At 60.5% G+C, this 25,537-nt stretch carries 25 protein-coding genes; 15 read left to right on the top strand and 10 right to left on the bottom strand.

Annotated elements, in window-relative coordinates; genetic code table 11:
• Nucleotides 1-30 precede the first annotated feature (30 nt).
• The 4 genes from GCN78_RS18370 to GCN78_RS18385 all read left to right on the top strand — a co-directional run bounded on the left by GCN78_RS18370 (nt 31) and on the right by GCN78_RS18385 (nt 4,755).
• Complete coding sequence (locus GCN78_RS18370; RefSeq protein ID WP_193316778.1) at nt 31-1,677, top strand: sensor domain-containing diguanylate cyclase; 1,647 nt, start codon at nt 31-33, stop codon at nt 1,675-1,677.
• A 292-nt stretch (nt 1,678-1,969) separates the two neighbouring features.
• A complete protein-coding gene (locus GCN78_RS18375) occupies nt 1,970-2,182 on the top strand; it encodes a hypothetical protein (RefSeq protein ID WP_152252978.1) in 213 nt (70 codons plus the stop codon).
• 261 nt (nt 2,183-2,443) lie between these two features.
• Nucleotides 2,444-4,102, top strand: a complete 1,659-nt coding sequence (locus GCN78_RS18380; RefSeq protein ID WP_152252979.1) for a PAS domain-containing sensor histidine kinase — start codon at nt 2,444-2,446, stop codon at nt 4,100-4,102.
• Complete coding sequence (locus tag GCN78_RS18385) at nt 4,099-4,755, top strand: response regulator (protein ID WP_152252980.1); 657 nt, start codon at nt 4,099-4,101, stop codon at nt 4,753-4,755. Before GCN78_RS18380 ends, GCN78_RS18385 begins: the two co-directional genes overlap by 4 nt.
• Nucleotides 4,756-4,815: 60 nt before the next feature.
• On the opposite strand, the gene GCN78_RS18390 is transcribed toward GCN78_RS18385, so the two are convergent.
• Nucleotides 4,816-5,646, bottom strand: a complete 831-nt coding sequence (locus tag GCN78_RS18390) for a helix-turn-helix domain-containing protein (RefSeq protein ID WP_152252981.1) — start codon at nt 5,644-5,646, stop codon at nt 4,816-4,818.
• A 299-nt stretch (nt 5,647-5,945) separates the two neighbouring features.
• On the opposite strand from GCN78_RS18390, the gene GCN78_RS18395 reads away from it, so the two are divergent.
• The 3 genes from GCN78_RS18395 to GCN78_RS18405 all read left to right on the top strand — a co-directional run bounded on the left by GCN78_RS18395 (nt 5,946) and on the right by GCN78_RS18405 (nt 9,572).
• Nucleotides 5,946-6,602, top strand: a complete 657-nt coding sequence (locus tag GCN78_RS18395; protein ID WP_226939707.1) for a response regulator — start codon at nt 5,946-5,948, stop codon at nt 6,600-6,602.
• A 73-nt stretch (nt 6,603-6,675) separates the two neighbouring features.
• A complete protein-coding gene (locus tag GCN78_RS18400) occupies nt 6,676-8,034 on the top strand; it encodes an MBL fold metallo-hydrolase RNA specificity domain-containing protein (protein ID WP_152253056.1) in 1,359 nt (452 codons plus the stop codon).
• Complete coding sequence (locus tag GCN78_RS18405) at nt 8,031-9,572, top strand: thymidine phosphorylase family protein (RefSeq protein WP_152252982.1); 1,542 nt, start codon at nt 8,031-8,033, stop codon at nt 9,570-9,572. The genes GCN78_RS18400 and GCN78_RS18405 overlap by 4 nt, the downstream gene beginning before the upstream one ends.
• Before the next feature lie 41 nt (nt 9,573-9,613).
• On the opposite strand, the gene GCN78_RS18410 is transcribed toward GCN78_RS18405, so the two are convergent.
• From GCN78_RS18410 to GCN78_RS18425, 4 genes are all read right to left on the bottom strand, one after another.
• Nucleotides 9,614-10,057: a universal stress protein gene (locus GCN78_RS18410; protein WP_152252983.1), complete on the bottom strand. Its 444-nt coding sequence runs from the start codon at nt 10,055-10,057 to the stop codon at nt 9,614-9,616.
• Between the two features lie 70 nt (nt 10,058-10,127).
• On the bottom strand, nt 10,128-10,925 hold the full coding sequence (locus tag GCN78_RS18415) for a Crp/Fnr family transcriptional regulator (RefSeq protein WP_152252984.1): 798 nt from the start codon (nt 10,923-10,925) through the stop codon (nt 10,128-10,130).
• A 2-nt stretch (nt 10,926-10,927) separates the two neighbouring features.
• Nucleotides 10,928-11,632, bottom strand: a complete 705-nt coding sequence (locus GCN78_RS18420) for a Crp/Fnr family transcriptional regulator (protein ID WP_193316779.1) — start codon at nt 11,630-11,632, stop codon at nt 10,928-10,930.
• A 95-nt stretch (nt 11,633-11,727) separates the two neighbouring features.
• Nucleotides 11,728-12,459: a lipid-binding SYLF domain-containing protein gene (locus tag GCN78_RS18425; protein ID WP_152252986.1), complete on the bottom strand. Its 732-nt coding sequence runs from the start codon at nt 12,457-12,459 to the stop codon at nt 11,728-11,730.
• A 289-nt stretch (nt 12,460-12,748) separates the two neighbouring features.
• Between GCN78_RS18425 and GCN78_RS18430 the strand changes: the two genes are divergently transcribed.
• Nucleotides 12,749-13,198 carry an Hsp20/alpha crystallin family protein gene (locus tag GCN78_RS18430; RefSeq protein ID WP_152252987.1) on the top strand — a complete coding sequence of 150 codons (450 nt, stop codon included), beginning with the start codon at nt 12,749-12,751 and terminating at the stop codon, nt 13,196-13,198.
• 40 nt (nt 13,199-13,238) lie between these two features.
• Nucleotides 13,239-13,883 (top strand): SagB/ThcOx family dehydrogenase, encoded by a 645-nt coding sequence (locus GCN78_RS18435; RefSeq protein WP_226939708.1) that lies wholly within the window; start codon nt 13,239-13,241, stop codon nt 13,881-13,883.
• Nucleotides 13,884-13,955: 72 nt separating this feature from the next.
• Here GCN78_RS18435 and GCN78_RS18440 read toward each other — a convergent pair whose 3' ends face one another.
• Nucleotides 13,956-14,321, bottom strand: coding sequence for a hypothetical protein (locus tag GCN78_RS18440; RefSeq protein WP_152252988.1), 366 nt, complete (start codon nt 14,319-14,321; stop codon nt 13,956-13,958).
• A 358-nt stretch (nt 14,322-14,679) separates the two neighbouring features.
• On the opposite strand from GCN78_RS18440, the gene GCN78_RS18445 reads away from it, so the two are divergent.
• Together GCN78_RS18445 and GCN78_RS18450 are read left to right on the top strand one after the other, a co-directional pair.
• Nucleotides 14,680-15,648, top strand: a complete 969-nt coding sequence (locus GCN78_RS18445) for an IS1595 family transposase (protein WP_152252989.1) — start codon at nt 14,680-14,682, stop codon at nt 15,646-15,648.
• 123 nt (nt 15,649-15,771) lie between these two features.
• Complete coding sequence (locus tag GCN78_RS18450; RefSeq protein WP_152252990.1) at nt 15,772-16,383, top strand: hypothetical protein; 612 nt, start codon at nt 15,772-15,774, stop codon at nt 16,381-16,383.
• A gap of 67 nt (nt 16,384-16,450) precedes the next feature.
• Here GCN78_RS18450 and GCN78_RS18455 read toward each other — a convergent pair whose 3' ends face one another.
• Nucleotides 16,451-17,095, bottom strand: a complete 645-nt coding sequence (locus GCN78_RS18455) for a BON domain-containing protein (RefSeq protein ID WP_152252991.1) — start codon at nt 17,093-17,095, stop codon at nt 16,451-16,453.
• An 85-nt stretch (nt 17,096-17,180) separates the two neighbouring features.
• A complete protein-coding gene (locus GCN78_RS18460) occupies nt 17,181-18,020 on the bottom strand; it encodes a universal stress protein (protein ID WP_193316780.1) in 840 nt (279 codons plus the stop codon).
• A 231-nt stretch (nt 18,021-18,251) separates the two neighbouring features.
• Between GCN78_RS18460 and GCN78_RS18465 the strand changes: the two genes are divergently transcribed.
• Entirely contained in the window at nt 18,252-20,519 is a 2,268-nt protein-coding gene (locus tag GCN78_RS18465) for an AAA family ATPase (RefSeq protein WP_193316781.1), read from the top strand.
• 327 nt (nt 20,520-20,846) lie between these two features.
• Nucleotides 20,847-21,365, top strand: coding sequence for a hypothetical protein (locus tag GCN78_RS18470; RefSeq protein WP_152252994.1), 519 nt, complete (start codon nt 20,847-20,849; stop codon nt 21,363-21,365).
• A gap of 242 nt (nt 21,366-21,607) precedes the next feature.
• On the opposite strand, the gene GCN78_RS18475 is transcribed toward GCN78_RS18470, so the two are convergent.
• Nucleotides 21,608-23,266, bottom strand: coding sequence for a glycoside hydrolase family 13 protein (locus GCN78_RS18475; protein WP_193316782.1), 1,659 nt, complete (start codon nt 23,264-23,266; stop codon nt 21,608-21,610).
• 255 nt (nt 23,267-23,521) lie between these two features.
• Between GCN78_RS18475 and GCN78_RS18480 the strand changes: the two genes are divergently transcribed.
• The gene (locus tag GCN78_RS18480) at nt 23,522-23,794 is read left to right on the top strand and encodes a type 2 periplasmic-binding domain-containing protein (RefSeq protein ID WP_226939709.1); all 273 of its coding nucleotides are present in this window, start codon (nt 23,522-23,524) and stop codon (nt 23,792-23,794) included.
• 310 nt (nt 23,795-24,104) lie between these two features.
• Nucleotides 24,105-24,803, top strand: coding sequence for an immunity 52 family protein (locus GCN78_RS18485; protein ID WP_193316783.1), 699 nt, complete (start codon nt 24,105-24,107; stop codon nt 24,801-24,803).
• A gap of 199 nt (nt 24,804-25,002) precedes the next feature.
• Here GCN78_RS18485 and GCN78_RS18490 read toward each other — a convergent pair whose 3' ends face one another.
• Nucleotides 25,003-25,536 (bottom strand): ankyrin repeat domain-containing protein, encoded by a 534-nt coding sequence (locus GCN78_RS18490; protein WP_152252997.1) that lies wholly within the window; start codon nt 25,534-25,536, stop codon nt 25,003-25,005.
• Nucleotide 25,537: the final 1 nt, after the last annotated feature.

Below are 25,537 nucleotides of genomic sequence, written 5' to 3' on the forward strand. Positions count from 1 at the left end.
ACCTACATACCGAGTGAGAAGGGCGAGTCCATGTCTGCTACCGTGCGTTCTGCCGACTACCCACGCGGTTTTCTTCTCCGGCATTTCCCCCTGGTCAGCCTGGCGACGGCATGTGTCGTGCTGGTATGCCTGTCTATCCTGACGATCCAGTTGCTGACGATATGGCGCGCGCGCGAAGTGCGGCTGCACGAAGCGCGCGACGCGGCTGCGAATGTCAGTCAGGCTGTCGCGCAGCATGCCTACGATACGCTCAGGGAGGTCGACACCCTGTTGCTTGGACTGGTCGAGCGCAGCGACCTGCCGGGAGCGTCAGGCTTCGACCAGTCCCGTATGCAAGCGTTGTTGAGAAATCATGTCGCGGAGCTTCCCCAATTGCATGCCATCATTATCTTTGCCGCAGATGGCAGGCCATTGGTCAATTCCGGCACGACGATGCCGGTCAATCTCGACAACCGGGACATGGAATCTCTTCATTACCATCGTCTGCATAATGATCTGCAGCTTTATCTGGGGATGGGCGCGGGGCGGCAGGTCAACAGCGAATGGATCCTGGCGGTGTCACGCAGAATCAACCTTCCCGACGGGAGTTTTGGCGGCGTGGTGCTGGCCACTATCGGCCTCAATTATTTTAGAAAATTCTATGAGGACTTTTCCATAGGCGAGCAAGGAACGATTCTGGTGACGCGTGATGATGCCGGGCTCGTATTGCAAATTCCCTATGATGGCCGGGTGCATGACGTTACGGAGTTGCCATTCAAACTGTTCCCTGCATCCTCGTCGATGGCAAAGATCAGGGATACGCACGCCAGTCAGGGCTTGGACGGGAGATCAAGGATCATCAGCTATCACAAAATTGCCGAATATCCGCTGGTGGCCTTGACTGCCTTGTCGCAGGATGAGGTCCTGAGTGGCTGGCGCAATGATGCCTGCCTGCAAATTGCCGCGTTGAGCGCCTTGATCTTGCTCATCGGATTTTTTGGCTGCCGCTTGCTCAATCAGCTGACCTCACGCTTGATCGTCGAGGAGGAATTCAAGGAGTCGAGCGATGAATTAAGAGTATCCAACCAGCGCTTGACGCACCTCGCCTTGCAGGATGGCTTGACGGGGCTGGCAAATCGACGCAGTTTTGATGAAGCATTGATTGTGGAGTTCAGTCGGGCCCAGCGTGCAGGGAATTCCCTGGGCCTGATGATGATTGATGTTGATTTTTTCAAGCAATATAACGACATTTATGGTCACGTGGCTGGCGATGAATGCTTGAAGAAAATTGCCGGCGTGGTCGCCTCGGGCATGCGCAGGGCGGGCGATATGGCGGCACGCTATGGTGGTGAGGAAATGGTTCTGCTCTTGCCAGGATCGGATGTCGACGGCGCCGTATCGCTCGCGGAAACCATTCGTCATGGCATAGAGAGTGTCGGCATTGCCCATATTGGCAGTCCCCTGTGCAAGGTGACGGTCAGTATCGGCGTGGCGGTGTTCCCCTTGATTACCATGGAAACGATGTCCATCACCTTGCTCAATGCCGCCGACCATGCCCTGTACAAGGCCAAGGCATCGGGGCGCAATAACGTATGTACCTGCGATTCGCGCGAAAAGAAGTTCTCCCGCACAAATGCCGTTGAAATCAATGAGAACTGGTGCCAGGAGTATGTGGGGCAGGCAGACCTATCCAGTTAAGAGAGAGGACGGCGGCCCCCCCAGGCTGATCCGTACGGCACATGTGCGCCCGCCTGTCCGTCAGGGTAAAAAATTCTCAGGATTAATATTGTATTTTTTATATTTTTGTTGTTGTCATGCTCAGTTATTCACCGCATTGATGTAGATCATCCATCCCCCGTGACTGTACCTATTTGAAACGATACAGTACAAATCAGCGCGCACCACCTTCACCCTTCGCCAGCAATGGCGCGGGTCGACCCAAAGCAGAGCCCAGTTCACCGGGCGACGGCACACCGACAGGAAGCTCCCCATGCAGGCAGATATCTGGATAGTTCGGAACGGTAGCGATTATGTCTTGTTGCATGGCCATTTGCGCCTGCACTCCACCTTGAACGGCACCGGCGCCGCCTTTGTCGAGGTGGCGCACGAAGGCATTGTCAAGATAACACGCGTGTCGGGCAGTCTTCAGGTCGATTCCGGCCATGCGCTGTCACCACTTTGTGTTCAACGTGCAACAGTCTAAGCGTTGGGCGAAAATTTGCCGAACCTCTGGTGACGGGCGTTGCCCGGTGAGCACAGCGCTGGGAGATTACGTCGATCCACACTACCTTTTCTGGCTGCCTGTTGTACAAAAAACGGCATTTTTTTGTCGCGACTATTACTGAGCTCGCTATTGCGCTAATATAAATTATGATTATTGATTAGTACACACCATCCACGAACCTTGCCAAGATGTGATGCCGCAGGGGGGTAACTTGCTAAAGATGGGTATGCTCAACCAATTATGTGCGCGAAGCGAAAAAAGTATTTTGCCGTTCCTTTTCAGACCGAGCAATATTGGAACTTATTGCGTCAGCATGCGGAGCTGCGGCTCAAGCTGAAACTGGGGGCGTCAAAGCGTCTTTCGCACGAGCGCCATCCCGCGTCGCTGCAGGCGGCGCAGCGCGAGGTGAGCGTGCGCGAGATCGAGCTGGAAATGCAGAACGATGAGCTGCGCGCCACCCAGGCTGCCTTGAAGACTACTGGCGAATTGTATAATCGCCTGTATGATCAGGCGCCGGTCGGCTATATCAGCATGGATGCCCGCGGCATCATCATCCAGTCGAATCTCACCGCATCGGACTTGTTGGGCACGCCGCCAGAGATGCTGATCGGCCTGCCGTTCACGCGTTTCATTCTTCCTGATGACCAGGATATTTTTCACTTTCTGCGCCAGCGCCTGCTGGACCGCGATGCATCGTGTTCGGCCGTGCTGCGCATGAAAAAGGGCGTGGGCGACGTATTTTCAGCCATGGTGGAAGCCAAACTGAGCCAGGAGCATTTTGGGCCAGGCGTCGTCTTGTTGGTACTCAATGATATTACCGAGCGCACCATGGCGGCGGCGCAACTGCATGCCAGCGAGGAGCGATTTCGCGGGGCATTTGAAAACTCCTCTCTGGGCATGATCATGGCGGACATGCAAGGCCGCTGGGTCACCGTGAACCGGGCATTGTGCGAGATGTTGGGCTATACGGGGCCGGAAGTGCTGGCGATGGGATACCTGAAACTCACCCATCCCGACGACGTTGCCAACAGCGTGGAGTTCGGGCGGCGCCTGTGCAACGGTGAGATCAGCAGTTATCGCATCGAAAAACGCTACCTGCACAAGGATGGTCATGCGATCTGGGCCATACTCAGTGCGACAGTGGTGTGCGGTACGTCCGGGCTCAATCGGCAATATGTGGGCATGGTGGAAGATATCAGCGTGCGCAAGCTGGCATTGGAGACGCTGGAACTATCGCATCAGAAGCTGCGCCAGTTCATTGCCCATCAGGAGCGCGTGAAGGAGGGCGAGCGTATCCGGATTGCCCGGGAAATGCACGACGAACTCGGTAGTGTCTTAACTGGGGTCAAAGCCCACCTTTCCGTTGCCCTGATACATGACCAGCGCAATGGCGGCACTCTGCAGCCGCGGCTCGAGGACGCCTGCACCTTGCTCGATACCGCTACCGCGGCCCTACGCAGGGTGATCACCGAACTGCGCCCCAGCGTGCTTGACCAGCTTGGTGTCTGGGCGGCGCTGGAGTGGCACGCGGAAGAGGTCTGCACCAGGGCGGGGCTCGCTTGCCGCACCCACATTTCTCCGGAGACTGCACGACTGGAGATCGACCCCGAGCGCAGTACCGCCTTGTTTCGTATCTTGCAGGAAGCGCTCACCAATGTCGTCCGCCATGCCGGGGCAACGCGGGTCGACGTGCGCGTCAGTCATGCCTACTCGTCGATCAGGATGGAAGTGGAAGACAATGGCAAGGGCATGCATTGCGAGAGCCTGGCGACCGCCAACTCCTGGGGGGTGGCCGGCATGCGCGAGCGGGCCCAGCATTTTGGCGGCGATATCCGTTTCATGGCCGTCGAGCATGGAACCTTGCTGGTCGTGCAGTTACCGATACGGGGGCGCGCATGACATGCGGGAAAATCAGGGTGCTGCTGGTGGACGACCATGTCGTTGCCCGCAACGGCATACGTTTAATGCTGGGCACGGACGACGGCATCGAAGTCGTGGCCGAAGCCGAGACGGCGCGCGCGGCATTGTATCTGCTGCAGGCGCAGGCGTTTGACGTTGCCATTGTCGACATCGGCTTGCCCGATCAGAATGGCTTGCAATTGCTAAAGAAGTTACGCCGGGAGTGGCCACGCGTTGCCGTGCTGATGCTGTCCATGTATGCCGAGACGGTGTACGCCGTGCGGGCCCTGCAATACGGCGCCGCGGGCTACCTGACGAAGAACTGCAATGCGTCCGTACTGCTGGGTGCTGTCCACAAGGCTGCCTGCGGAGGGAAATACATCAGCTCGGCGGTGACGGAAGACATTGCGGACATGATCAGTGGCAGCAGGACGGCCTGGCACGAGAAACTGTCGGACCGCGAGCTGGAAGTCCTGCGGCTGCTTGCTGCCGGCGAAGACCTGGCAGATATCGCCCAAATCTTGCATTTGAGCATTAATACGGTGGGCACTTACCGGGCGCGCCTGCTGGAAAAGACGCGCGCCAAGAATAATGTGCAGCTGACGCGGTTCGCCATCGAACATGGCGTCGGTCCGCCGATACTTGGCAGCTAGCTGGTCGATAGCCACCGATGCAACGCCGCTGTTTGCGCCGCTGCACGGATGTATCGCTGTTCAGGCATGGCTTGCCGTCCTCGAGATGGAGGACAGTAGCGCCTTGGTCCGTTCCGCGAGTGGATCGACGCTTGCCACTATTTCCATGCTCTCCCCGTTGGCCAGCGCCTCGATGGCGCCATGATCGAGGATATGCAGATCTTTGCCGTCCGTGCTGATCCAGCCCTGGCGGCGGAACTTCGACATCAGCCGACTGACGCTTTCCATCGTCAAGCCTATATAGTTGCCGATGTCTTCACGCGACATCAGTACCGTGAAGTCATGGCGCGAATATCCACGGGCCGCGAAACGGCTCGACAGATCAAGCAGGAAGGTGGCAAAGCGCTGCTCGGCCGAGCTGCCCAGGAAGCGCATGACGCGCTGGTCCCGATTGATTTCCTCGCTCAATAGGCGGTGGAAATGTTGTTGTAGCGCTGGAATGTTGGCGCATAGCATCTGCAGCTGGGCAAAGGGGACTTCACAGACCTCGCTATCCTCGAATGCCATCGCATTGCTGTCATGAATGCCGGTACTGATGGCGTTCATGCCCAGAATTTCGCCGGCCATGTGAAAGCCCATGACGTGCTGTTTGCCATGTGCGCTATCGCGGAACGTCTTGAACTGGCCGACGTGAATAATGTACAGGCAACTAAAAGGATCGCCTACCCTGAGCAGCAACTCATTGCGTTCCACCCAGTGCCGTTTGCCAATGATTCTATCGATCTGAGCGACGCTACGCTCGTCCAGGCCGTATGGCAGGCAGCGCAGCCGAGAACTGCATTTCGCGCAGGTATTGCCGCTAATGAAATTTTTCGCTGGCAGCGATTGACGGGTCGAGAGTTGGATGTTCATGGGTGCCTCTTATTGTTGTACATGGTTTGCATTAAATTTTTATGTTTCTGACCATATGTATTACTACACGTTTAATAGTATGTGCGCGGCGAGGCAAGGTGCATATAAGATTAACCGCTGGTCTTGCGTAGCAAATTCCACAAGCTTTTGGGTAGGGGATCCCCTACATCCATTCTTTGCCAGTACGCAGCGGCTTTGTCTGCCGCGCAGCCACGGCTGCTGCAGCCAAGCGTTGACGCCGCCAGCCGTTCGGCGCAGAATCAAATGCATGAAAAGCATCACATCACGCCAGGCAAGGCATGCTCGGGACCTTCATCATGGAAGCGGGAATCATACGGGTGCTATTGGTTGACGACCATGCCATCGCGCGCAATGGCGTGTCGCTGATGCTTGGCACGGCAGCGGACATTTGCGTTGGCGCCCAGGCGACGTCCTATGACGACGCGATCGAACGTATTACGTCCGAGGAATTCGATGTGGCCCTCATCGACATTGCGCTGCCGGGGAAAAGCGGCTTGCAACTGTTGCTAACCCTGCGCCTGGCCCGGCCGCGCATGGGGCTGATGATACTGAGTCATTATTCGGAAGAAATCTATGGCTTGCGCGCACTCAGCCTGGGGGCGTCTGGCTACCTGACCAAGGATGTGTCAGCCGACGTGCTTGTGCAGGCCGTGCGCAAGGTGGCATTGGGAGGGAAATATGTCAGCCCGGCGATGACGGACCGACTGGCAATGGTGGTTGCACAGGGCCCCGTGGGTGCGCACGAGAGCCTGTCCGAGCGCGAACTGCAAGTGTTCCAGCGCATCGCCGCTGGCCAGTCGCTGGTGCAGATCGGCGCCGCGTTGCAGTTGTGCCCGAATACCGTCACCAGCTATCGTGCGCGCATCCTGAAAAAGATGAAAATGGCATGTAACGCCGAGTTGACCCGCTATGCGCTGGAACTTGGCATGCTGTAGGCGGGCGTGACGCGCGCAGGGGACCTGACGTTCAGCAGCGACTGAACGTTGTACTGCTTGCTGGGGGACGATGATGAAACTGACCTTTTTGGGTGCGACGGGGACGGTGACCGGTTCGAAATACCTGGTCACCAGCGGCAATGAGCGGATTCTGGTCGATTGCGGCCTGTTCCAGGGGTATAAGCAGTTGCGCTTGCGCAACTGGGCGGGCTTGCCGCTGGCACCGGCCGAGATCGGTGCCGTCGTGCTCACGCATGCCCACCTGGATCATAGCGGTTACCTGCCGCTGCTGGTGCGTGACGGCTTTCGTGGCAAGATCTATGCGAGTGCCGCGACATGCGACCTGTGCCGCATCATCTTGCCCGATAGTGGCCGCCTGCTGGAGGAGGAGGCCGAGTACGCGAATCGGCACGGCTTCAGCAAACATCACCCCGCCTTGCCCCTGTACACCGAGGCCGATGCCGTCCTGGCGCTCGAACACCTTTCTCCCGTGGCGTTTGGCCAGCCCTTCACCATCGCTTCCTCCTTGCGCGTGGAACTGCAGCGTGCCGGGCATATCCTTGGCGCGGCCAGCGTGCTGCTGCAGGGGGAGGGCATCCGGGTGGTCTTTTCCGGTGATCTCGGGCGTCCGAACGATGTGCTCATGGCGCCACCCGAGTCCTTGCCGCAGGCCGACTATCTGGTCGTGGAATCGACCTATGGCGACCGGCGCCATGACGCCTGCGACGCCATGGAACTGCTGGGCACGACCATCAGCGAGACTGCCGCGCGTGGCGGCGTGACGATCATTCCCGCCTTTGCCGTGGGACGCGCGCAGACCATACTGTATGACGTGCATCTGCTCAAGCAGCGTGGCGTCATCCCGGCGCTGCCCGTTTACCTGAATAGTCCCATGGCGGTGGATGCCACCATGCTGTATCGCCGTTATCCGCACGACCACCGCCTGACGCCAACCCAGTGCGAGGCCATGTCGCATGCGGCCACGATCGTCAACAGTGCGCAGGAGTCGATCGAGCTGAACCAGCGGCGCATGCCGATGGTGATCATCGCCGCCAGCGGCATGGCGACGGGAGGGCGCGTGCTGCACCATCTGAAGGCATTCGCGCCGGACCGCCGCAACAGCATCCTGTTTGCCGGTTTTCAGGCTGGCGGCACGCGCGGCGCCACGCTGGTCGCTGGCGCTGACGCCGTCAAGATCCATGGCGAGTATGTGCCGGTACGCGCCACCGTGCGACAGATCAGCAACCTGTCCGCGCATGCCGATGGCGATGAGTTGATCGCCTGGATGGCGCCATTGCGGCAGGCGCCGCGCCACACTTTCATCACGCATGGCGAACCGGATGCCGCCGAAGCGCTGCGGCGGCGCATCGGCGAGCAACTGGGCTGGGAATGCAGTGTTCCCGCGTATGGCGATGAAGTGACGCTGACATGATACGCCGCGCGCCGTCCCTGCAGCACCAGGCGGTCGCCGCATCGGTGTTGCGCTTGCGGCGCCTCGGCATCGATACTTACCAGGAAGCCATCGCCTATATCCGCAGCGACAGCCCCGTCTGCAAGGCGGAAGGCTTCGAAGCGCGTTCGCGGCTGGTGCTGTGGTGCGGCGAGCGCAGGATCGTCGCGACCCTGAATGTCGTGCACTTTCCATTGATCGACATGGATGAAATCGGCCTGTCGGAGGCCGCCTGGGCGGCGCTCGGGCAGGCCGACGGGCAGCTGGTGCAGGTTGGCCACGCGCCAGCGGTGGAATCGTTTTCGGCCGTGCGCGGCAAGATCTACGGCCGTCCCTTCGGCAACGAGGCAATCACGGCGATCATCAGCGACATCGCCGCCGGCGCGTATTCGGACATTGAACTGGCGACGCTGATCACGGCGTGCTCGGGCAGCCGGCTTGACCTGGCCGAAACGGCGGCATTGACGATGGCCATGGTCAATGCCGGGCAGCGCCTGCAGTGGGATGCTCCTGTCGTGGCGGACAAGCATTGCATCGGCGGCTTGCCGGGCAACCGCACCACGCTGCTGGTGGTGCCGATCGTCGCCGCCTGTGGCTTGCTGATACCCAAGACGTCCTCGCGCGCCATCACGTCGCCGGCCGGAACGGCGGATACGATGGAAACCCTGGCGCCCGTGGAATTGACGGCGCAGCAGATGCACCGCGTGGTGGAGCAGGAGGGCGGCTGCATCGCCTGGGGCGGGGCGGTATCGCTGAGCCCGGTGGATGACTTGCTGATCCGCGTGGAGCGCCCGCTGGGGCTCGACAGCGACGGTTTGCTGGTCGCGTCCATCCTGTCGAAGAAGGCGTCGGCGGGCGCTACGCATGTGCTGATCGACATGCCGGTGGGGCGCACCGCCAAGGTTCGCTCGCCCGAGGCTGCGGCAATCCTGGCCGCGCGCCTGGCGGAGGTCGCTCGCAGCCTGGGCATGGCGTTGCGCGTGCAGATGAGCGACGGCGTGCAGCCCGTTGGCCGCGGCATCGGTCCGGCGCTCGAAGCGCTCGACGTGCTGGCCGTGCTGCAGAATCACCGCGATGCGCCGGACGACTTGCGCCAGCGGGCCCTGGCGCTGGCCGCAGGCTTGCTGGAGTTGGCTGGCAAGGCGTCCCAGGGCGCCGGCATGGCCATGGCGGCCGCGGCCCTGGACAGCGGCGCTGCATGGCGCAAATTTCAGGCCATCTGCGCCGCCCAGGGCGGGATGCGCGCGCCGCCGCGCGCAGCCTTTACGCAACCATTGTGCGCGCTGCACGCCGGCACGGTCATGGCCATCGACAACCGTCTGCTCGCCCGCGCCGCCAAGCTGGCTGGCGCGCCCAAGACGCCGGCGGCAGGCATGGTGTTTCATGCGCCGCTGGGCACCGTGGTGGCGGTGGGGCAACCGCTGTTCACCTTGCATGCCGGTTCCCCCGGTGAGCTCGCTTATGCGCTTGCCTATGCACAGGCGCAGGATAATCTCGTCACGATAGGCGACGCAGGATAAGCCCCGGCCTGGCCGGCGCTGGAGCGGGCTTGCGCGCGTGCTCAGGCCGCGCGAAAGACCAGTACCGGCACGGGGCTGTGCACGAGGACCTTGTGTGTTTCGCTGCCCAGCAGCACGCCTTTCAAGCCGAATTTGCTATGCGTGCCCATGGCGATCAGGTCGCAGCCGTTTGCCTGGGCGGCATCGAGTATTTTTTCATGGGGGGAATCGGAGCGCGTCAGGAAGGTGCCGCATTCGACGCCCGCTTCGCGTGCCTGGGTGCTGACGAAGTCGAGTATTTTCTTGCCGTTTTGCATGCTTTCTTCCAGATACGTTGCGCGGGTCGCCTCCAGCATATCGGTATTCTGCGTGATGACGTGAAAATCCGGCACTACGTGCAGGGCGGTAATGCGCGCGCCGCACGAGCGCGCCAGGGCGATGGCCGACAGCAGCGCAGGCCGCGAGGCGGGAGAACCGTCCGTTGGAACCAGTATGTGCTTGAACATGGTGCTCTCCTCGAACTTGTTGTGGAGTGTCCAGTGTGCCGTTGATACTGCAGAGAAACCATGATCCAGATCATTCTGGCGGTAGCAAATGTATGCCAGGCATGGTCGTGCCCGCGCCTCCTTTCGAGGAAGGAGGCTGCCCTGCGGCAATCTGAAGCAGGCCAGGGCCGTCGAGCAGGCGCAGCTGACGATATCTGACGGAAATGATGCCGAGCTTCTGCAGCCGCGAGAGCATGCGCGTGACCGTGGCGTGCGTCAGGTCCAGATAGTCGGCAATTTCCTTGCGCGACAAGGCAAGGTGCAACTCAGGCACCTGATGAGCCTGGTCGATGTCATTCCAGTCCTGGTGCGACAGGAATTGCGCGAATTTCTGTTCCGCATAGTCGCACCGGACCAGCAGGGCCAGCGCCTGCTGTTGCGCCAGTTGCTTGCTCAGCCGGCATTCCAGCACGCGTGCAAGGTCAGGAAAATGCCGAGCCGCTTCGATGAGTTGCGGATAGGAAAACTCGCACACCGTGCTATCGCAGAGCGCCGTCGTTGAGTCGGTGTAGTGGTCGAGGTCAAGGCTGTCGAGCCCCAGCAGGTCGCCTTTCCTGGCGAACCTGGTAATACACGGTCTTCCATGCGGGTCTGCCTGAAAGGACTTGAACTGGCCACTGCGAATGGCATACCAGCGCCCGTGCACTGATTCGTTGATTCCTTGTAAGGTATCCCCCCGCGCCAGATGATGCTGCTGCAGCACAAGGCCGCTGACCCTGGCGCAATCCGCGTCGCTCATGCCCGTCGGCAAGCAAACGCCGCGACTGCCGCATTCGCCGCATGGAAGCGGGGATGCCGCTTCGCTGCCGTAACTGGAGGTGTCATACATGATTAGCTCTTCGACATGTGACTGGTGGCCAGGGGATGCTGGCCGGCATGCGGTGATGCGGGCGGCGCGACAGTCGCGATGGTTTCCATTGCGCTTGCATCGCGTAGCGTGATGTCGCGGTTTTCCAGCACAATGAGGCCGTCCTGCTTGAATTGGTGCATGACCCTGCTGACGCTTTCCGGCGACAGGTGCAGGTAATTGCCGATGTCGCAGCGCGACATGGGCAGGCGATAGCGTGGCGGCGTGCCTTCCAGCCTGCTGTGCCGTTTGGCCTGGTCGAGCAGAAAGGCTGCCAGCCGCTGCTCGGCCGTGGTGTGATGCAGCTGGGCTGTGCTGGCGCGCATTTTCCGTATGCTTTGCGCAAGCAGGCGGTGCAATAAGGTCAGTTGCTGGCGCAATATGGCGTGGCTGATCGCATACACTTCACTGTCTTCCAGCGCCACGGCGGTACAGGTATGCCTGACAAGGCCGATGCTGTCGAGTGCCAGGAAGTCTCCGCGTGCAGGGAAACTGGTGATTTTTCTCGCGCCCGTCTCATCCGTACAATAGTGCTTGAAACTGCCGGCGTGGATGAAAAATACATAGTCAGCGACGGGATCGCCGGAACGATACAGGCTGGTATTGCGCTGGATCCACTGGCGCTGCCCGCCGGCGGCGTGATCGAGCAGCAGGCGCGCATGGGGCTCCCCGGAAGCGGCTGGTGTCATGTCGTCATGCATCACGTCCTCGCAGACCATGGCGCGCGAACCAGCCGCCCATGCATCAGGATAGTCAGGGAAAGCATCGCCTCAGGCTCCCGCCGCTAGGGGGCCGGCGCACTGGCGGTGGCAAGCGCTTGCTGCAGCCCCTGGGCCTGGTCGTTGCTGACGCGATCCGCCAGCACGTCGCCAGCGGACAGCGTGCGGTGGTAGTAGGCGTTGGTCAATTGCTCGTCGTAGCGGATATCGTCCACGCTGACGGCAGCCACATCGGCAAAAATGCCTTTCGCGCTCGACCAGGCGATCACGTCGCCCTTGCCAACGGTGCCGCGTGCCACTTTTTGCCAATTGCGGACAGTCAATCCGGCATCCGCACTGACGGAAAAGCTATTGCGCTGCAGGAATTGCTGCATTGCCTTGTCGTTGAGCAGCACGAAGACGAATGGTCCCGCTTCCACGCCGGCCTGCAGGCCGATGCCCAAGGTACCCAGTTTGAAGAAGGCCGGAGCGCTCCAGCTGCCGTTGTCGCGTTTGCGCAGCAGCACGCCGGTGCCCCCGCTGGCGCCGACGGCCAGCGCCGCACGGCGGTAGGAGGGCAGAATGAAGACCCCCTTCGACCAGCGCAGCGCTTCCGTCATGAGCGGATCCTTCTCCAGAACGGCGACAGCCGTGCGCGCGCTGTCGATATGCTGATTTGCCATCGCCTGCAACTGTACCCTTGCCATCTCCTGATCGTGCGCAAGTCCAACCTTCGGCTGCGATTGGGCAATCATCGGCGCGCAAGCGAGCAGTGCGCCGCACAGCAGGCTGCCAAGCGGTTTCACGTGGGCAATCATGACGATACTCCTGGTTAAATGGGGCAACTGCCTTTCACACTACAGGCAGGCAGCCTCCGCCTGCCATGATCTGTATCAATACCTTGCCTGAATAGTGTTACGCAACCGGTGTGCCATCCGCGACGGTAATCGGCGACAGGCAGCGTCTGTCTGCCGATTACCGTCGCTCTTGATATCGATCATTTTTCAAGCAGACAGGCGCAAGCTGGCCCCTTATAGTGAGTTTGGGTACACGGCTGCCGTTGCCCGGCTTTAATTTGCGGCAGCGACTTTTTCAGGAGGCAAAGAGATGGCACACCACATGACGCATTTTGATCCGCTCAGCGACATCGCAAGGTTCGATCCCTTGCGCAGCATGGATGATTTCTTCAAGGATATGGGTTTCAAGGATGCGCTGAAGGATTTTTCCCGACCGTCGCCAATCCGGCTCGACGTTACGGAAAGCGAGCTAGCCTACCTGATCAAGGCTGAATTGCCAGGCTTTAAGGTGGAGGATATCTCGGTGGAGATCGATGGCAACCGCGTTTCGATCTCGGCCGAATCGAGGCAGGAACGCGAAGAGGGAAATGGTCAGAAGGTCGTGCGCCGCGAGCGCCATGTGGGACAGTATTTCCGCAGTTTCTCGCTGGGACAGGACATCGATGCCGACAAGGCCGAAGCCAAGTACCGTGACGGCGTACTGGATCTGGAGCTGCCCAAGCTGGTTGGTGGCAGCGCGAAGCGCCTGCAGATCAGTTAAGGAAACAATGGCCAGCCGATTTTCACGCAATGGAGGGGACGTGAAGAAAAATGCATTCACAAGCGAGCCTTTGCCGTTGATGGGGCCGGCTACGTTCGAACTCGACGCCGATATCAGTGCCTTGGGCATGGCCCTCATTGAGGTGTTGAAATTGCGCCAGTCGCAGCGCGACTTCAGCGAGCGCGAGCTGTCCTGGTACCGGCTGTCGCGCCTGCTGTGGGCCGCCGATGGCTGCAACCGTCCGGGTACCGGTTACCGGACGGCTCCTTCCGTCTGCAACGCGCAGGAAATTGACATCTATGTCGCCATGTCCAGCGGCCTGTATCGCTATGATCCGCTTGCACCGTCATTGCGGCAACTGAGCGCCGTCGATGTCCGGCCCGTGACGGGCAAGCAGGATTTCGTGGCGAAGGTGCCCGTCAACCTGCTGTACGTTGCCAATTTGTCGCGCATGCCGCCCGAGGAGCAAGCCAGGCAGTTGCTGTTTGCCGCCCTCGATGCCGGTCACATCAGCCAAAACGTTTACCTGTTCTGCGCCGCCGAGGGCCTGGCGGTGGTATCGCGTGGCTGGTTCGACCAGGGGGAGCTCGCCACAGCCATGGGCCTGGCGGATGGACACCACGTGGTGCTGGCGCAGTCGGTCGGTTATCCGCAGGGCGTGGCCGCGCCAGCGCGCTATTCCTGAATGGCAGGAATACCTGGGCCAGGCTGGCCAGGCGCGGCCCCTGGTCCCCGGTGGCGAAAGCATGGCCGTTTCCTAGGCTGCGATCTTCTGCCACCGTTTGTAGCCATCGTAGAGCGATGAACTGCTGCCTTCCACCATGCTGCGCTGCATGTCCAGCAGGATGGCGAACAGATTGGCGCGGTATTCATCGCCCAGCGTGCATTGCGCCTTCAAACTGGCCGGATCGAACTCGTACAGATGGGCGACGCCTTTCTGTTGTACGCGCTGCAGCAGCATGTCCATGTTGGCCTGTGACAAGTCCCGCAGGTAATGCAGGGTCAGGCGCGCGGCGTCGGCGCCATTGTCGAACGTGTGCTGGGCCATCGCATTGTAGTGATCGAGCAAGCTGCTGCTGCCCGTGGCGAGCAGGTTGGCAAATTTGAGGTTGACTTCGGGCATGTTGGCTCTCCAGCGTTGGCGTGTCGCGGCACGCAGGGTCTGCTGCAGGAAACGCAGTGATGACGTCAGTGTAGCGGCCGGTTTTCACAACGGAAGGTGGGGAATTGATGCTTGTCAAGCGCAACATTAATCTAGCCAGGGCCATGTCCGGCGTGGCGCGAGGAGATCGGCAATGAACTGGCCGCGCGACGATCCTGCGGCATCACGGTCACTCCGTCGAGCGATGCCAGAGGGACCCGTTGCGCCTGGAATGCCTGCGATTTTGTATGGTTATGTCCTCGCAAAATAGGGGAAATGCCGGAATCTTCGCTTGGCTGAGTTGTCTGACTCTGCATACCCACCGCACAGGGAACAGATCATGCAGCCAGCCGAATGGATCAGCTTTATCGCGCAGTTTGCGCAGTTGAACCGGCGCCAGCGGCAGGCGGGCCTGGCCCTGCTGCGTGGCAACACGCCACACGACGCGACCGTCGCGCTGCTGGAGGGCGTGGCGCAGCCGCGCTTGGCCTGCCCAGCCTGCCACTCGCCCCACCTGCATCGGCATGGCCATGCGCACGGCTTGCAGCGCTACCGCTGCGTGGCTTGCGGGCGCACCTTCAATGCCTTGACGGGCACGCCGCTGGCTCGCCTGCGCCATAAGTCGCTGTGGCTCGATTATGCCGATTGCCTGCTTGCATCGGATTCCGTGCGCAAGGCGGCGCGACAACTGGGCGTGCACCGCAACACCACGTTTCGCTGGCGCCACCGGTTTTTATCGTTGGCAAAAACGGACCGGCCGCATGGCCTGCATGGCATCGCCGAGGCCGACGAGTTATATGTGCTGGAATCGGAAAAGGGATCGAGGCAGATGACGCGTCCGGCCCGCCGCCGGGGTGGCCATGCCCACCAACGCGGCATTTCCAATGAACAGGTCTGCATCCTGGTGGCGCGCGACCGCACGGGCCAGACCCTCGATTTCGTCACCGGCAAAGGGCAACTGACGAAGGCGCAACTGCACCGCTGTTTGTTGCCTGTCATCGACAAGGATATCCTGCTGGTCACGGATGGCCATGCCGCCTACCGGGCGTTTGCGCGGGAAGCGGGCCTCAGCCACGAGGCCGTCAACTTGCGCGCCGACATCCGCGTGCGCGGTGCCGCGCATGTGCAGAACGTCAATGCGTATCACAGCCGCCTGCGCGAATGGTTAAGGCCGTTTCACGGCGTGGCTACGCGCTACCTGCCAAATTACCTGGGATGGCGCTGGATACTCGACGCCAGACGTATCCGTTCACCCGAAACGTTATTGAAGGCAACGCTGGGAGCGTTCCCACATCTGACGGTGACATAGCCTTTTGTATCGCTTGTATTGATATGCCTCAAATTGCCCGGCAGACAACGTTGTCGCTATGCGCTACTGTGGTCAGGTGGCAGCGCGCCCATGCTGCTCTGATTACAACGAGGTGCGACAGCCATGACACGGCGTAATCGCGAACTGCAGGCACGGATTGAGCAGCTGGAGCAAGAGCTTGGGCGCGGTGGGCGGCAGCCGGAGACGGTATCGCCAGAGGCATTGACGGGCTGCCGTTTGCTGGAGGCCAGGGCGGCGGCGCAGCAGGGGAACCGTCCGCAAACGGGGCTGCTTGCCTACCTGCGGCATGCCCAATGGCGCCATATCCTGTCCGTGCCATTCATTTACCTCGTTGCCGTTCCCCTTGGTCTGCTGGATCTGTCCATCAGCCTCTACCAGCTGGTCTGTTTTCCTCTGTACCGCATCGCTCGCGTTCGGCGGAAGGATTTTTTCCTGTATGACCGCGGCAGCCTCGCTTACTTGAATGTGCTGGAGAAATTCCATTGCCAGTACTGTGCCTATGCCACCGGATTGCTCGCCTATGCCCGCGAAGTGGTAGGGCGCACCGAGCAATACTGGTGCCCGATCAAGCACGCCGGGCCCGCCGATGCCACGCCGCCAGTGCATGCCCATGTCTGTCGGTTTATTGCCTTTGGCGATGCCGACGCGTATCGCCGGCAGTTGGAACCGCTGCGCAAGGAGCTGGTAGAGGACAACAAAGTCAATAATGGGTGACGCCGGCAACCATGGACAGCCGGCATGCGGGGCGGGGATGCCGCCCCCGTCCTTGGGCGCGGACGTTTCAGCTGGCAACCTGCAACTCGTTCGTGACGGCCGTGATGCCTGGTGCCATCCAGACCGCGCGCTCGACCTCGTCGCGTTCCGTCCAGGAACGCACCTTGCCGCTTAACGTCACTGCATCGCCATCGGTCTCGATCTTGATGCCGCTGGCCTCGATCAGGGCGCTGCGCTTCAGGGCCGCCTGGATGCGCGCCTTGATATCGGCCGGGATGGCCTTGTGGCTGATCTCGATGGCGCTCTCGATGCCGCGTATGCCATGGACATGGCGCAGTGCCAGCTGGGCGTGCTCGCGCTGGTAGTTCCAGTCGACGGTACCTTCCAGCCTGACATGGCCATGCTCGACGATGACCTTGATCGTTTTCGACGACACGGGCAGTTGCAGCGCGATGGCGGCAATGGCATCGTGGGCAATTTCCGCGTCCAGCCGCGAGTGGGGGCGCACCTCGATGTCGTTGGCCACGCCCAGCACGCCGGTCAGGCATTGCGCGTCGCGCTCGGCGTGCAGCTTGTGGCTGTAGGCATGCACAAAGCCCGAAAGCGTGACGACACGGTCGTTGACCGAGACGCCGATGTGGCTGGGATTAATGCGTGCATCCCACAGCAATTCCTGTTCGACTTGCGTCTTGATGTCGTTGTCGGTGACCATGAACCTGCTCCTTGTAGGATAAGAAAGCGCTTGCGGCCTGCGCCAGGGCGTCAGCGGCGCGCAAGCGGCCGGCCGACGATGCGCCTCAATGCCCCAGCAATAGCGGCAGGCGTGACTGGCTCAGCAGGCTGTGCGTTGTCCCGCCGAGCACCCATTCATGGAAGCGGCTGCGGCCGAATGCCCCTGCCACGATCAGGTCCGCGCCGCTGTCCTGGGCCAGGCGGCACAGTGCCGTACCGCATTCTTCGGTCGTTTCGCTGCGGCTCACTTCCGCGCGCACGCCATGGCGCACCAGGTAGGTGGCCAGGTCGGCTCCCGGCTCCTGTCCGTGCTGCCCATAATGCTGGCGTGCATTGAGCACGATGATCTGCACGCGCTGCGCCCGCACCAGCAGCGGCAGCGCGCCAGCCACCGCGCGGCTGGCCTCGGCCGTGGCGTTCCAGCCGATGACGATGGAGCGCCCTGGTATGGTCACTGCGCCGTCGCCATCGGGTATGACGAGCAAGGGACGGGCGCTGTGCAGCGCGAGATACGCGGGCAGGCGGGTCGACCAGATGAGCGACCGGTCGCTCAGGTCGCTCTGGCCGGTGACGACCAGATCGCAGTACAGCGACTGGAGGATCAGCGCATCGGCCGCGCTGCTATCCTGAAAGCGGGTTTCATACGAGGCCACGCCAAGCTGGCGGCAACGCTCATCGAAGCGGACCAGCTGTTCGCGCGCCGCGTCGCGCAAGGGTTCGTAGTCGATTGGCGGGGGCGGCGCCAGCGTGACCGCCCCGTAGACCAGGTAGTCGAGTTGCGGCCCGCCGCTGGCCACCGTTCCTATCAGATGGGAGCCGGCTTCACTGGCGAGCGCCGCTGCCACTTGCAGGCGCCGTTCGAAACCGGAAAACTGGTCGGCATACATCAAAATGGTCTTGTACATGGTGGGCTCCATAAAAGATTCACCATACCCGTTTCAGCCTTGCTTGTAAGGAGCGCCGACTGATCTAGGTCAAGCCAGCCCTCAATTCCTGGCTCAGTGAACTGGCACCCGGCAAGCATTGATCCAGATCATATTTTCTGGCGGCGTGGCCATGCTAGGATCGCTGCCGGACAGGCGATGCACAGCAAGAAAATGCGGTGCGCGCGCGGCGCCAAGGCTGTGGAGGAAAGCATGTTGAACGATCCTGAAATAAGGCAGAACGTGGAGCATGAGCTCAGCTGTATTGCCGGGATAGGGCCACCTGCCATCATGGTGTCCGTGCATCATGGCGTCGTCACCTTGTCGGGGCGCGTGCATGATTTCGCCGGCAAGATACTGGCCGGGCGGTGCGCCATGGGAGTGGCCGGGGTAGCTGGCGTGCTCAACAAGATCGACGTGGCGCTCGTGGGGCAGGCGCGCTCGGATGCCGACCTTGCCAACGCGGCGGTAGCGGCCGTCAAGGCGCAATTGCCCAGCTCCGCCGACGCCGTCACGGTGGTGGCGCACGACGGCGTGCTGCGGCTGGACGGGACGCTACGTTGGAACTATCAGCGCAAGCGGGCCGAGGAAGCGGTATATGCCTTGCGCGGGTTGCGCGGCGTCGAAAACAGCATTGTGCTGGCGCCCGCAGGCCCTGCCGCTGAACTACGTTGGAAAAAGCGGCTGCCTTCCCACGTGAATGGCATCATCCGTACTGTCCGGCAGAATGCGGCCGCGCAGCCTGCCCACGTGCGTGCCGCTGGTCACGCGGCAGGGCGGAAGGGCGCGTTGCCGCCGCTTGTCCAGGGGGCGATGCCTGCGCAGCAAAGTGAGCATCAGTGGCCTGACACCACGCAAAGCATCGAGAAGCACGAGGTCTCGCGGCAGACCAGACTATTGCACCGCCTGGCACATCGCCTTGACAGCGAGGATGCGCGGGTGCGGCTTATCGTTACCGATATTTCACGCATCATGCTGGTGGGCGACCTGGCCTACAAGTTCAAGAAGGCCTTGCATCGCGACGTGCTCGATTACAGTACCTTGTCGGCACGGCGGCATGCGTGCGAGGAAGAATTGCGCTTGAATCGGCGCCTGGCGCCGGAGTTGTACCTGGGCCTGGCAAGCATCACAGGCACGCGGGCATGTCCCTCCATCGACGGCGAGGGTCCGGTACTCGAGTATGCCGTGCGCATGCGTCGCTTCGACCAGTCCGCCCTGTGGCAGGCGCGCCTGAATGCCGGCCAGCTTGGCGTGGATGAAGTCAGCGCCCTGGCGCTGTTGCTGGCGGATTTTCATGCCGGCGCTGCGCGGGCGACAGCCCAGTCGCCCTGGGGCAATGGCGCATTGATCGTTGCCCGCACCCACGAGGATGTGGCCGGCATAGCCGCCGTGCTCGACGACACGCGCCAGCGTGCCATGCTCGACGAGATTGCGGCCTGGCTGACACGTCAGGAGCAAGCGCTGGCGCCGATATTTACCCGGCGCAAGGTTGATGGCTGGGTGCGCGAATGCCATGGTGATTTGCATTGCGGCAACATCCTGACAGTGGAGGGACAGGTGCGCGTGTTTGACGGCATTGAGTTTAACACCGCATTGCGCTGGATCGACGTGGCGCAGGACCTGGCGTTCGCCTGGATGGACTTGCAATGCCAGGGCCGCCGCGGCCTGGCCGCTCGCTTGCTGAACGATTATCTCGAGCGTTGCGGCGACTACGGCAGCCTGGCGCTGCTGCCGTATTACCGGGTGCAGCGGGCATTGGTGCGCTGCAAGGTGTTCCTGTTGCGCTCCCAGGCGGGCAGCCGCGGTCGCTCCGCGGCATTGCTGCAGGCGCAGCGCTATCTGGCCTTCGCGCATGCGTGCATCACACCCGCCGCGCCGGCGCTGCTGATTACCGTCGGACTGGCCGGCAGCGGCAAGTCATGGCTGTGCAATGCGCTGGTCGAACCGCTGGAGGTGGTGCGCTTGCGCTCGGATGTCGAGCGCAAGCGGCTGTTTGCCAGCGCTGTCGCCACCGTCGCCTCCGCCTCGCCAGCGCAGGGGATGTATGACCAGGCCGCCAATGCCGCGACGTACCGGCGCCTGGCACGGCTCGCGCAGCAGGGGCTGGCGGCCGGTTTCGTGATGGTGGTCGACGCGACTTTTCTGGAACGCCGACGGCGCCTGGCCTTTCGCGCGTTGGCGCGCCGCAGCCGGGTGCCGTTCCTGCTGCTGCACGTCGATGCGCCACTGTCGGTGCTGGCATCGCGCCTGGCTGCGCGGGCGCGTGCCGGTACCGACCCCTCCGATGCGGACATGGCCGTTCTCGCCGGCCAGATGGAGCGCTGCGCCGAGCAAGGATTGCGTCCGGGCGAGGCGGATGACGTCATCGAGATCGTCAATGACGCCAGTTTCGGCGTGGAGGCACTGGCTTTGCTGGTGGTGCACGTGCGACAGGCCTTGCTGCGCGCCAAGCCGGGATCTCCACCGACCGCGCGCCGCTGACGGGCCGCGCGCTCGATGTTCTACGAACATATCGAATACGTGCTTGCGTTTGACCGCAGGGAAAAATTAGGCATTTAATGGTTTGTTCAGTGTTTTCTTGTGGTTCTGTATTAACGGTTTTGCATTACTAGCTATATTAGGGGTGATACCCGTAGTAATCCTATGTGTTGGTCATTAATGCAATAATCTCGTGCACTGCGCCATTCAGCCCGTCCGCGATCGGTCAAAGGCGGGCCATGAGCCTAAGCCTAGGTAATCGCTAGCGAAATTTTCTTTCATCATTCATCCGCAGCAGGAGGCCGCATGATCCTATTAACGAGAGAGCCCATGGCAAAGCATACTGTAGCCACGCTGCTGCTGGGCATCGCGGTGAGTCTGAATAGCCATGCCTGTCGCATGCCTCCTGCTGAGCAGATGGTCACGCCGGACCAGCAGATTGCGCTAGCGACCGATGTTTCCGTTGCCCGGGTTATTCGTGCGACCCCATCCACACTTCTAGCACTTAGTGGACGCCCACCAGTCGAATACGAATTCGAAGTCGAGCAACGTCTGTTGGGCTTTCCTCAATCGCGCTTCATTCTCGTTGGCGCGCAAGGCGAAACGCGGCCCGGACCTTCATCGAGCGACCATAGTGACGGAAAATTCTGGGAGCGCGGTGGCGGGCGCCTTTACAACGATCCCGATTGCGTCTTGCGGCCTGACTTTATCGTCGGCGAACATTACCTGATTTTTCGAGGAAAGCCTGCCACTTGGCGCAGCTTCGAACATATCGAGACGGTTCTCGGCCGACCCAATCCTAACGATCGATGGCTGTCGTTCGTGAAGGAAAAGATTCAAGTTCGGTAATATCGGATTTCTGTTTTTTGCGCCTGTTGATCCCTCTGCGGGCCAAATCGTTGAAACGTCAGGTCGTCTTCAGCGGGCAGGATCAGAGTGTGATCAGAGTATATGGCTAAAAACCTAGGCGCTACGTTATTCGAACAGATGCAAGACCGGCTGCGCGAACAATGGCGGGTACGCATGGGCGCGCAAGTACGCCACCCAGCGCCATGCGCTCGTGCGTCTCGATGTGATTGCACAACAACGCTTTACCCGCGCCCCGCCTCACGCACATAAGCGATGGCAAACGATTCGTATGGCTGCAGGCTGAGGTGGTCGGTCCAGCTGTCACGCTGGGCATAGTTGCTGATCAAGCCTTGCCCGGCAATGCCGTGCAGCGTTGCCGGCAGGTCCAGTTCGACGTGTTCGCCAGAGAAATTGTTGACGACAACCAGCTGTTGGCTACCCAGGCTGCGCCGGTAGGCGAATACCTGCGGGTGCCGCTCCAGCAACGGCAGGTATTGTCCGTAGACCATGACGTCCCAGTGCTTGCGCAGTGCGATCAGTTTCTGGTAGTGGAAGAAGACCGAATCGGCCTGTTCCAGCGCGGCCGCGACGTTGATCTCGCGGTAGTTTGGATTCAGCTTGAGCCATGGCGTGCCAGTACTGAAGCCGGCGTTGTGTGTGCTGTTCCACTGCATCGGGGTGCGTGCATTGTCCCGCCCGTTGGCGTGGATACCAGCCATCATCGTCTCCGGTGACACACCGGCGGCCGTGCGTTCGTGGTAGAGGTTGAGCGATTCGATGTCGCGATAGTCGTCGATGGATTCGAAACGGACATTGGTCATGCCTATTTCCTCGCCTTGATAGACGTAGGGGGTGCCCTTGAGAAAATGTAGCGCGGTGGCCAGCATCTTGGCCGACTCGACCCGGTAACGGCCGGGGTCGCCATATTTGGATACGGCGCGCGGCAGGTCGTGGTTGTTCCAGAACAGCGAATTCCAGCCGGCATCGGCCAGCTCGGTCTGCCACTTGCCGATGATCTGCTTGAATGCGATCAGATCGAACGGCCGCGGCTTCCACTTTCCCTCCTTGGCATCGTGGGTCATGGTGATGTGTTCAAACTGGAAGACCATCGACAGCTCCTGGCGCGCCGGGTCGGAATACAGCTTGGCGGTCTCCGGGGTGGCGCTCCACGTCTCGCCCACCGACAATACATCGCGTGCGGCCAAGGTCGCTTGGTGCATGTGCTGCAGCAGCGGGTGCAGTCGTGCGCCGTTGGCGATGATCTGCTGGTCGACCTGTTTGCCGATGAGATCGATCACATCCATGCGGAAGCCGCCGATGCCCTTGTCCAGCCACCAGTTCATCATGCGATGCACCTCTTCCTGCACCTGGGGATTTTCCCAGTTCAGGTCCGGCTGTCGTTTCGAGAACAGATGGAAGTAATATTCACCGCTGGCGGCATCGTATTCCCATGCACTCCCGCCAAAAAATGAACGTTGCTGGTCGGGCGGGGAGCCATCGGCGCCTGCATTGCGCCAGATGTAGTAGTCACGGTAGGGGCTATCCCTGGATTTCTTTGCCTCGACGAACCAGGCATGCTCGTCAGAGGTGTGGTTGACCACAAGATCCATCAGAATACGGATGTCGCGCTTGGCCGCCTCTGCGATCAACTGCTCCATCTCGGCCAATGTGCCGAATTCAGCGGCGATATCCTGATAGTCGGAAATGTCATAGCCGTTGTCGTCCATCGGCGACCGGTACACTGGCGACAGCCAGATCAGGTTGATTCCCAGCTGTTGCAGGTAGTCCAGTCTGCCGATGATGCCGGCCAGATCACCGACCCCATCGTGATTGCTGTCTTGAAAACTACGTGGGTAGATCTGATACACGACGGCGTTATGCCACCATTTCTTATCCAACATGATGATCTTTCTCGCTTATTGATTGGCGGCACTGTCTTGCAACGTGGCAAGGGGTCGCCAGGGGTAGGGCAGATTCGATCTCGGCGTTGGATCAGGCAGCCATGAGATCGCATACCAACAGTTTTGCAGCACACTCAGGCCCCAATCCGATCCATCAGTTTTTCAACTTTCAAGAAGCATGGATCAGGAGAGTCTTAGCTATTGGTGGCAATTTTTTCAGTACCACCGCTACCCTACAGTATTTCCATAGGGTTGGTGCAGCACATCGACCTGTGCGTGCGCAAGCACCTGGCAGACGGCTCGCCAGTGCGGATACTGAACGGCTGGTACCCGCCATTTCCGGGCTTCTACCTGTATGTGCCGTCGTGCGCACAGATGCCAGCCAAGTTACGTGCGCTGATGGATTTCCTGACTGAGCAACGGGAACAACTGGCGCGTGAGTCACGCGACGCCATTCAAACGGGGAAACGAAAGGGCAAGACGTCAGCCTTGAAAGGATTTTCGCTGTGTAGTACAGACAGTGTCTGATTCCGGCTAGCTTGCCCGCCAACGCTCCGGCTCCCAATGCGCGGCCGCCGAATGCGGAGTAAGCTGACTGCCGCGTCCAGGGCGCCCTGGTCTTGGCGCAGGAACGCGCTTTCAATCGACGTCATCCTGGTTTGCATCCTGGGGTATGCTGCCTAAACGTTGAGCTACCAGCATATCAAGGAATGCACGAGGAGCGCGGCGAATCGGTCGGCCATTTATCAATCAACCGGTACTGCAAGGCCTGATCTGGGTATTGCCACTTTTTACATTCCATAACATGATAATAAAATCCTTATTTAAACGTGATGCTGTGAACCCATCCATTGCATTCCGTCCTACCGTCAAAAAAATCGCAATGGTCGCCCGGTTCTTGCAGAAAACCGAGGCGCTTGGAAAGAACTGGTTTTTGTCGCAGGATACTAAAGAGAAGTCGTTTCTGTATCCGGTTTTCGACGCTTCGGGAGAGCTCACCACAGCGGCCGAAGCCTTACTTGAGACGGAGTTCAAGGGCGAGAAATTCCGATTTCTCAGCGCCTGGAATGGCGAACTAGGAGAGGGTGAGGGCGCGACTATGGCGCTTGGGTTTAGCGACAGTGACTGGCCCGCTTGGTCGTTTAAGATCAGCTACAAAGGCGTCGGGGCGAAACGGCTTGGCATACATGGAGTGAAAGAGCTACTGTCCATTATCGCGGGTTCCCTGCGGCCGGGATTGATTACGGTTGCACGTAACGATTATTTTGAAAAACAAGTTTTCAAGGATCGTCCAGGTGTTGGCTGGATGTTGTACCTGCCGCGTGTACTGACGACCCAGCAAGTGCCAGAAGCCCGCGCCTTGGTACCCGTCATGGCGACGGGCGAGCAAGGTAAAGACAGGCAGATCGGCACCATCATCGTCAGTGTCACCGACGAGCCTTTCAATGATGAGAATCCTGAGCACGTCAAGATCGCCAATGCCATTGAAATTCGTCTGGTCGATCAGGACTTGCTGCCTCGCTATGTCGATATTTGATGAAGGATAATTCACTTCGATGGTACGAAAATATCCTGCCATGCAGGGGATAATCACTGTGTTCTCTTGCGTCCGCATCGTCAATCGCTCCAAACATCAAAGATGATGGGACCCGACAGTTGCTATAAAGTATTTAAACCGTCACTTAGCAACCCCATTGACGATCGAAAGGGAATAATCACTCATTCGGCAGCGTCAGCTATGCCGTCTGCCCCAAGCTGGCCAGGCGGTCCAGGGTTTCTTGCGCATTCATGGATTTGGCCAGCGAGGCGGCGGTCATGCCGCGGCTGTCCACGGCATCGATGCGGGCGCCGTGTCGCAGCAGCAGGTCGAGGATGGCCAGGCGGTTGAACATGGCGGCCATCATCAAGGGGGTCTTGCCATCGGGACTGTTGCCTTCCACGTTGGCGCCGTGCCGGAGCAGCAGTTCGGCGATGTCCAGGTAACCCTTGTAGGCCACGCCGGCCAGCGGCGTCTGGCCCTGGTCGTTCGGGACGTTGGCGTCGGCGCCCGCTGCGAGCAGCAGGCGGGACGTTTCAAGGTGGCCATGGTAGCTGGCCAGCATGATCAGGCTGTCGCCTTTTTCGTTGCGAAAGTTCACTGGCACGCCCTGAGCCACCATGGCGCCCAGTTGCTGCGTATCGCCTTCGCGCACCAGGGCGAACAGGCCCTGGATGAATTCCAGCGTTTCCGCATCCATCGTCGCCGGGATTTTTCGTGCATCGGTGTTCATC

Origin of the sequence: Janthinobacterium rivuli (assembly GCF_009208735.1) — a bacterium.
Lineage (GTDB): Bacteria > Pseudomonadota > Gammaproteobacteria > Burkholderiales > Burkholderiaceae_D > Janthinobacterium.

What these genes read in the sequence shown, in the direction of transcription:
- GCN78_RS18430 (WP_152252987.1), top strand. Translation starts at nt 12,749, where the DNA reads ATGGCACACCACATGACGCATTTTGATCCGCTCAGCGACATCGCAAGG.
- GCN78_RS18375 (WP_152252978.1), top strand. Translation starts at nt 1,970, where the DNA reads ATGCAGGCAGATATCTGGATAGTTCGGAACGGTAGCGATTATGTCTTG.
- GCN78_RS18450 (WP_152252990.1), top strand. Translation starts at nt 15,772, where the DNA reads ATGACACGGCGTAATCGCGAACTGCAGGCACGGATTGAGCAGCTGGAG.
- GCN78_RS18425 (WP_152252986.1), bottom strand. Translation starts at nt 12,459, where the DNA reads ATGATTGCCCACGTGAAACCGCTTGGCAGCCTGCTGTGCGGCGCACTG.
- GCN78_RS18370 (WP_193316778.1), top strand. Translation starts at nt 31, where the DNA reads ATGTCTGCTACCGTGCGTTCTGCCGACTACCCACGCGGTTTTCTTCTC.
- GCN78_RS18490 (WP_152252997.1), bottom strand. Translation starts at nt 25,536, where the DNA reads ATGAACACCGATGCACGAAAAATCCCGGCGACGATGGATGCGGAAACG.
- GCN78_RS18400 (WP_152253056.1), top strand. Translation starts at nt 6,676, where the DNA reads ATGAAACTGACCTTTTTGGGTGCGACGGGGACGGTGACCGGTTCGAAA.
- GCN78_RS18415 (WP_152252984.1), bottom strand. Translation starts at nt 10,925, where the DNA reads ATGTATGACACCTCCAGTTACGGCAGCGAAGCGGCATCCCCGCTTCCA.
- GCN78_RS18460 (WP_193316780.1), bottom strand. Translation starts at nt 18,020, where the DNA reads ATGTACAAGACCATTTTGATGTATGCCGACCAGTTTTCCGGTTTCGAA.
- GCN78_RS18455 (WP_152252991.1), bottom strand. Translation starts at nt 17,095, where the DNA reads ATGGTCACCGACAACGACATCAAGACGCAAGTCGAACAGGAATTGCTG.
- GCN78_RS18440 (WP_152252988.1), bottom strand. Translation starts at nt 14,321, where the DNA reads ATGCCCGAAGTCAACCTCAAATTTGCCAACCTGCTCGCCACGGGCAGC.
- GCN78_RS18445 (WP_152252989.1), top strand. Translation starts at nt 14,680, where the DNA reads ATGCAGCCAGCCGAATGGATCAGCTTTATCGCGCAGTTTGCGCAGTTG.
- GCN78_RS18390 (WP_152252981.1), bottom strand. Translation starts at nt 5,646, where the DNA reads ATGAACATCCAACTCTCGACCCGTCAATCGCTGCCAGCGAAAAATTTC.
- GCN78_RS18380 (WP_152252979.1), top strand. Translation starts at nt 2,444, where the DNA reads ATGTGCGCGAAGCGAAAAAAGTATTTTGCCGTTCCTTTTCAGACCGAG.
- GCN78_RS18395 (WP_226939707.1), top strand. Translation starts at nt 5,946, where the DNA reads ATGCTCGGGACCTTCATCATGGAAGCGGGAATCATACGGGTGCTATTG.
- GCN78_RS18470 (WP_152252994.1), top strand. Translation starts at nt 20,847, where the DNA reads ATGGCAAAGCATACTGTAGCCACGCTGCTGCTGGGCATCGCGGTGAGT.
- GCN78_RS18475 (WP_193316782.1), bottom strand. Translation starts at nt 23,266, where the DNA reads ATGTTGGATAAGAAATGGTGGCATAACGCCGTCGTGTATCAGATCTAC.
- GCN78_RS18405 (WP_152252982.1), top strand. Translation starts at nt 8,031, where the DNA reads ATGATACGCCGCGCGCCGTCCCTGCAGCACCAGGCGGTCGCCGCATCG.
- GCN78_RS18420 (WP_193316779.1), bottom strand. Translation starts at nt 11,632, where the DNA reads ATGACACCAGCCGCTTCCGGGGAGCCCCATGCGCGCCTGCTGCTCGAT.
- GCN78_RS18385 (WP_152252980.1), top strand. Translation starts at nt 4,099, where the DNA reads ATGACATGCGGGAAAATCAGGGTGCTGCTGGTGGACGACCATGTCGTT.
- GCN78_RS18410 (WP_152252983.1), bottom strand. Translation starts at nt 10,057, where the DNA reads ATGTTCAAGCACATACTGGTTCCAACGGACGGTTCTCCCGCCTCGCGG.
- GCN78_RS18465 (WP_193316781.1), top strand. Translation starts at nt 18,252, where the DNA reads ATGTTGAACGATCCTGAAATAAGGCAGAACGTGGAGCATGAGCTCAGC.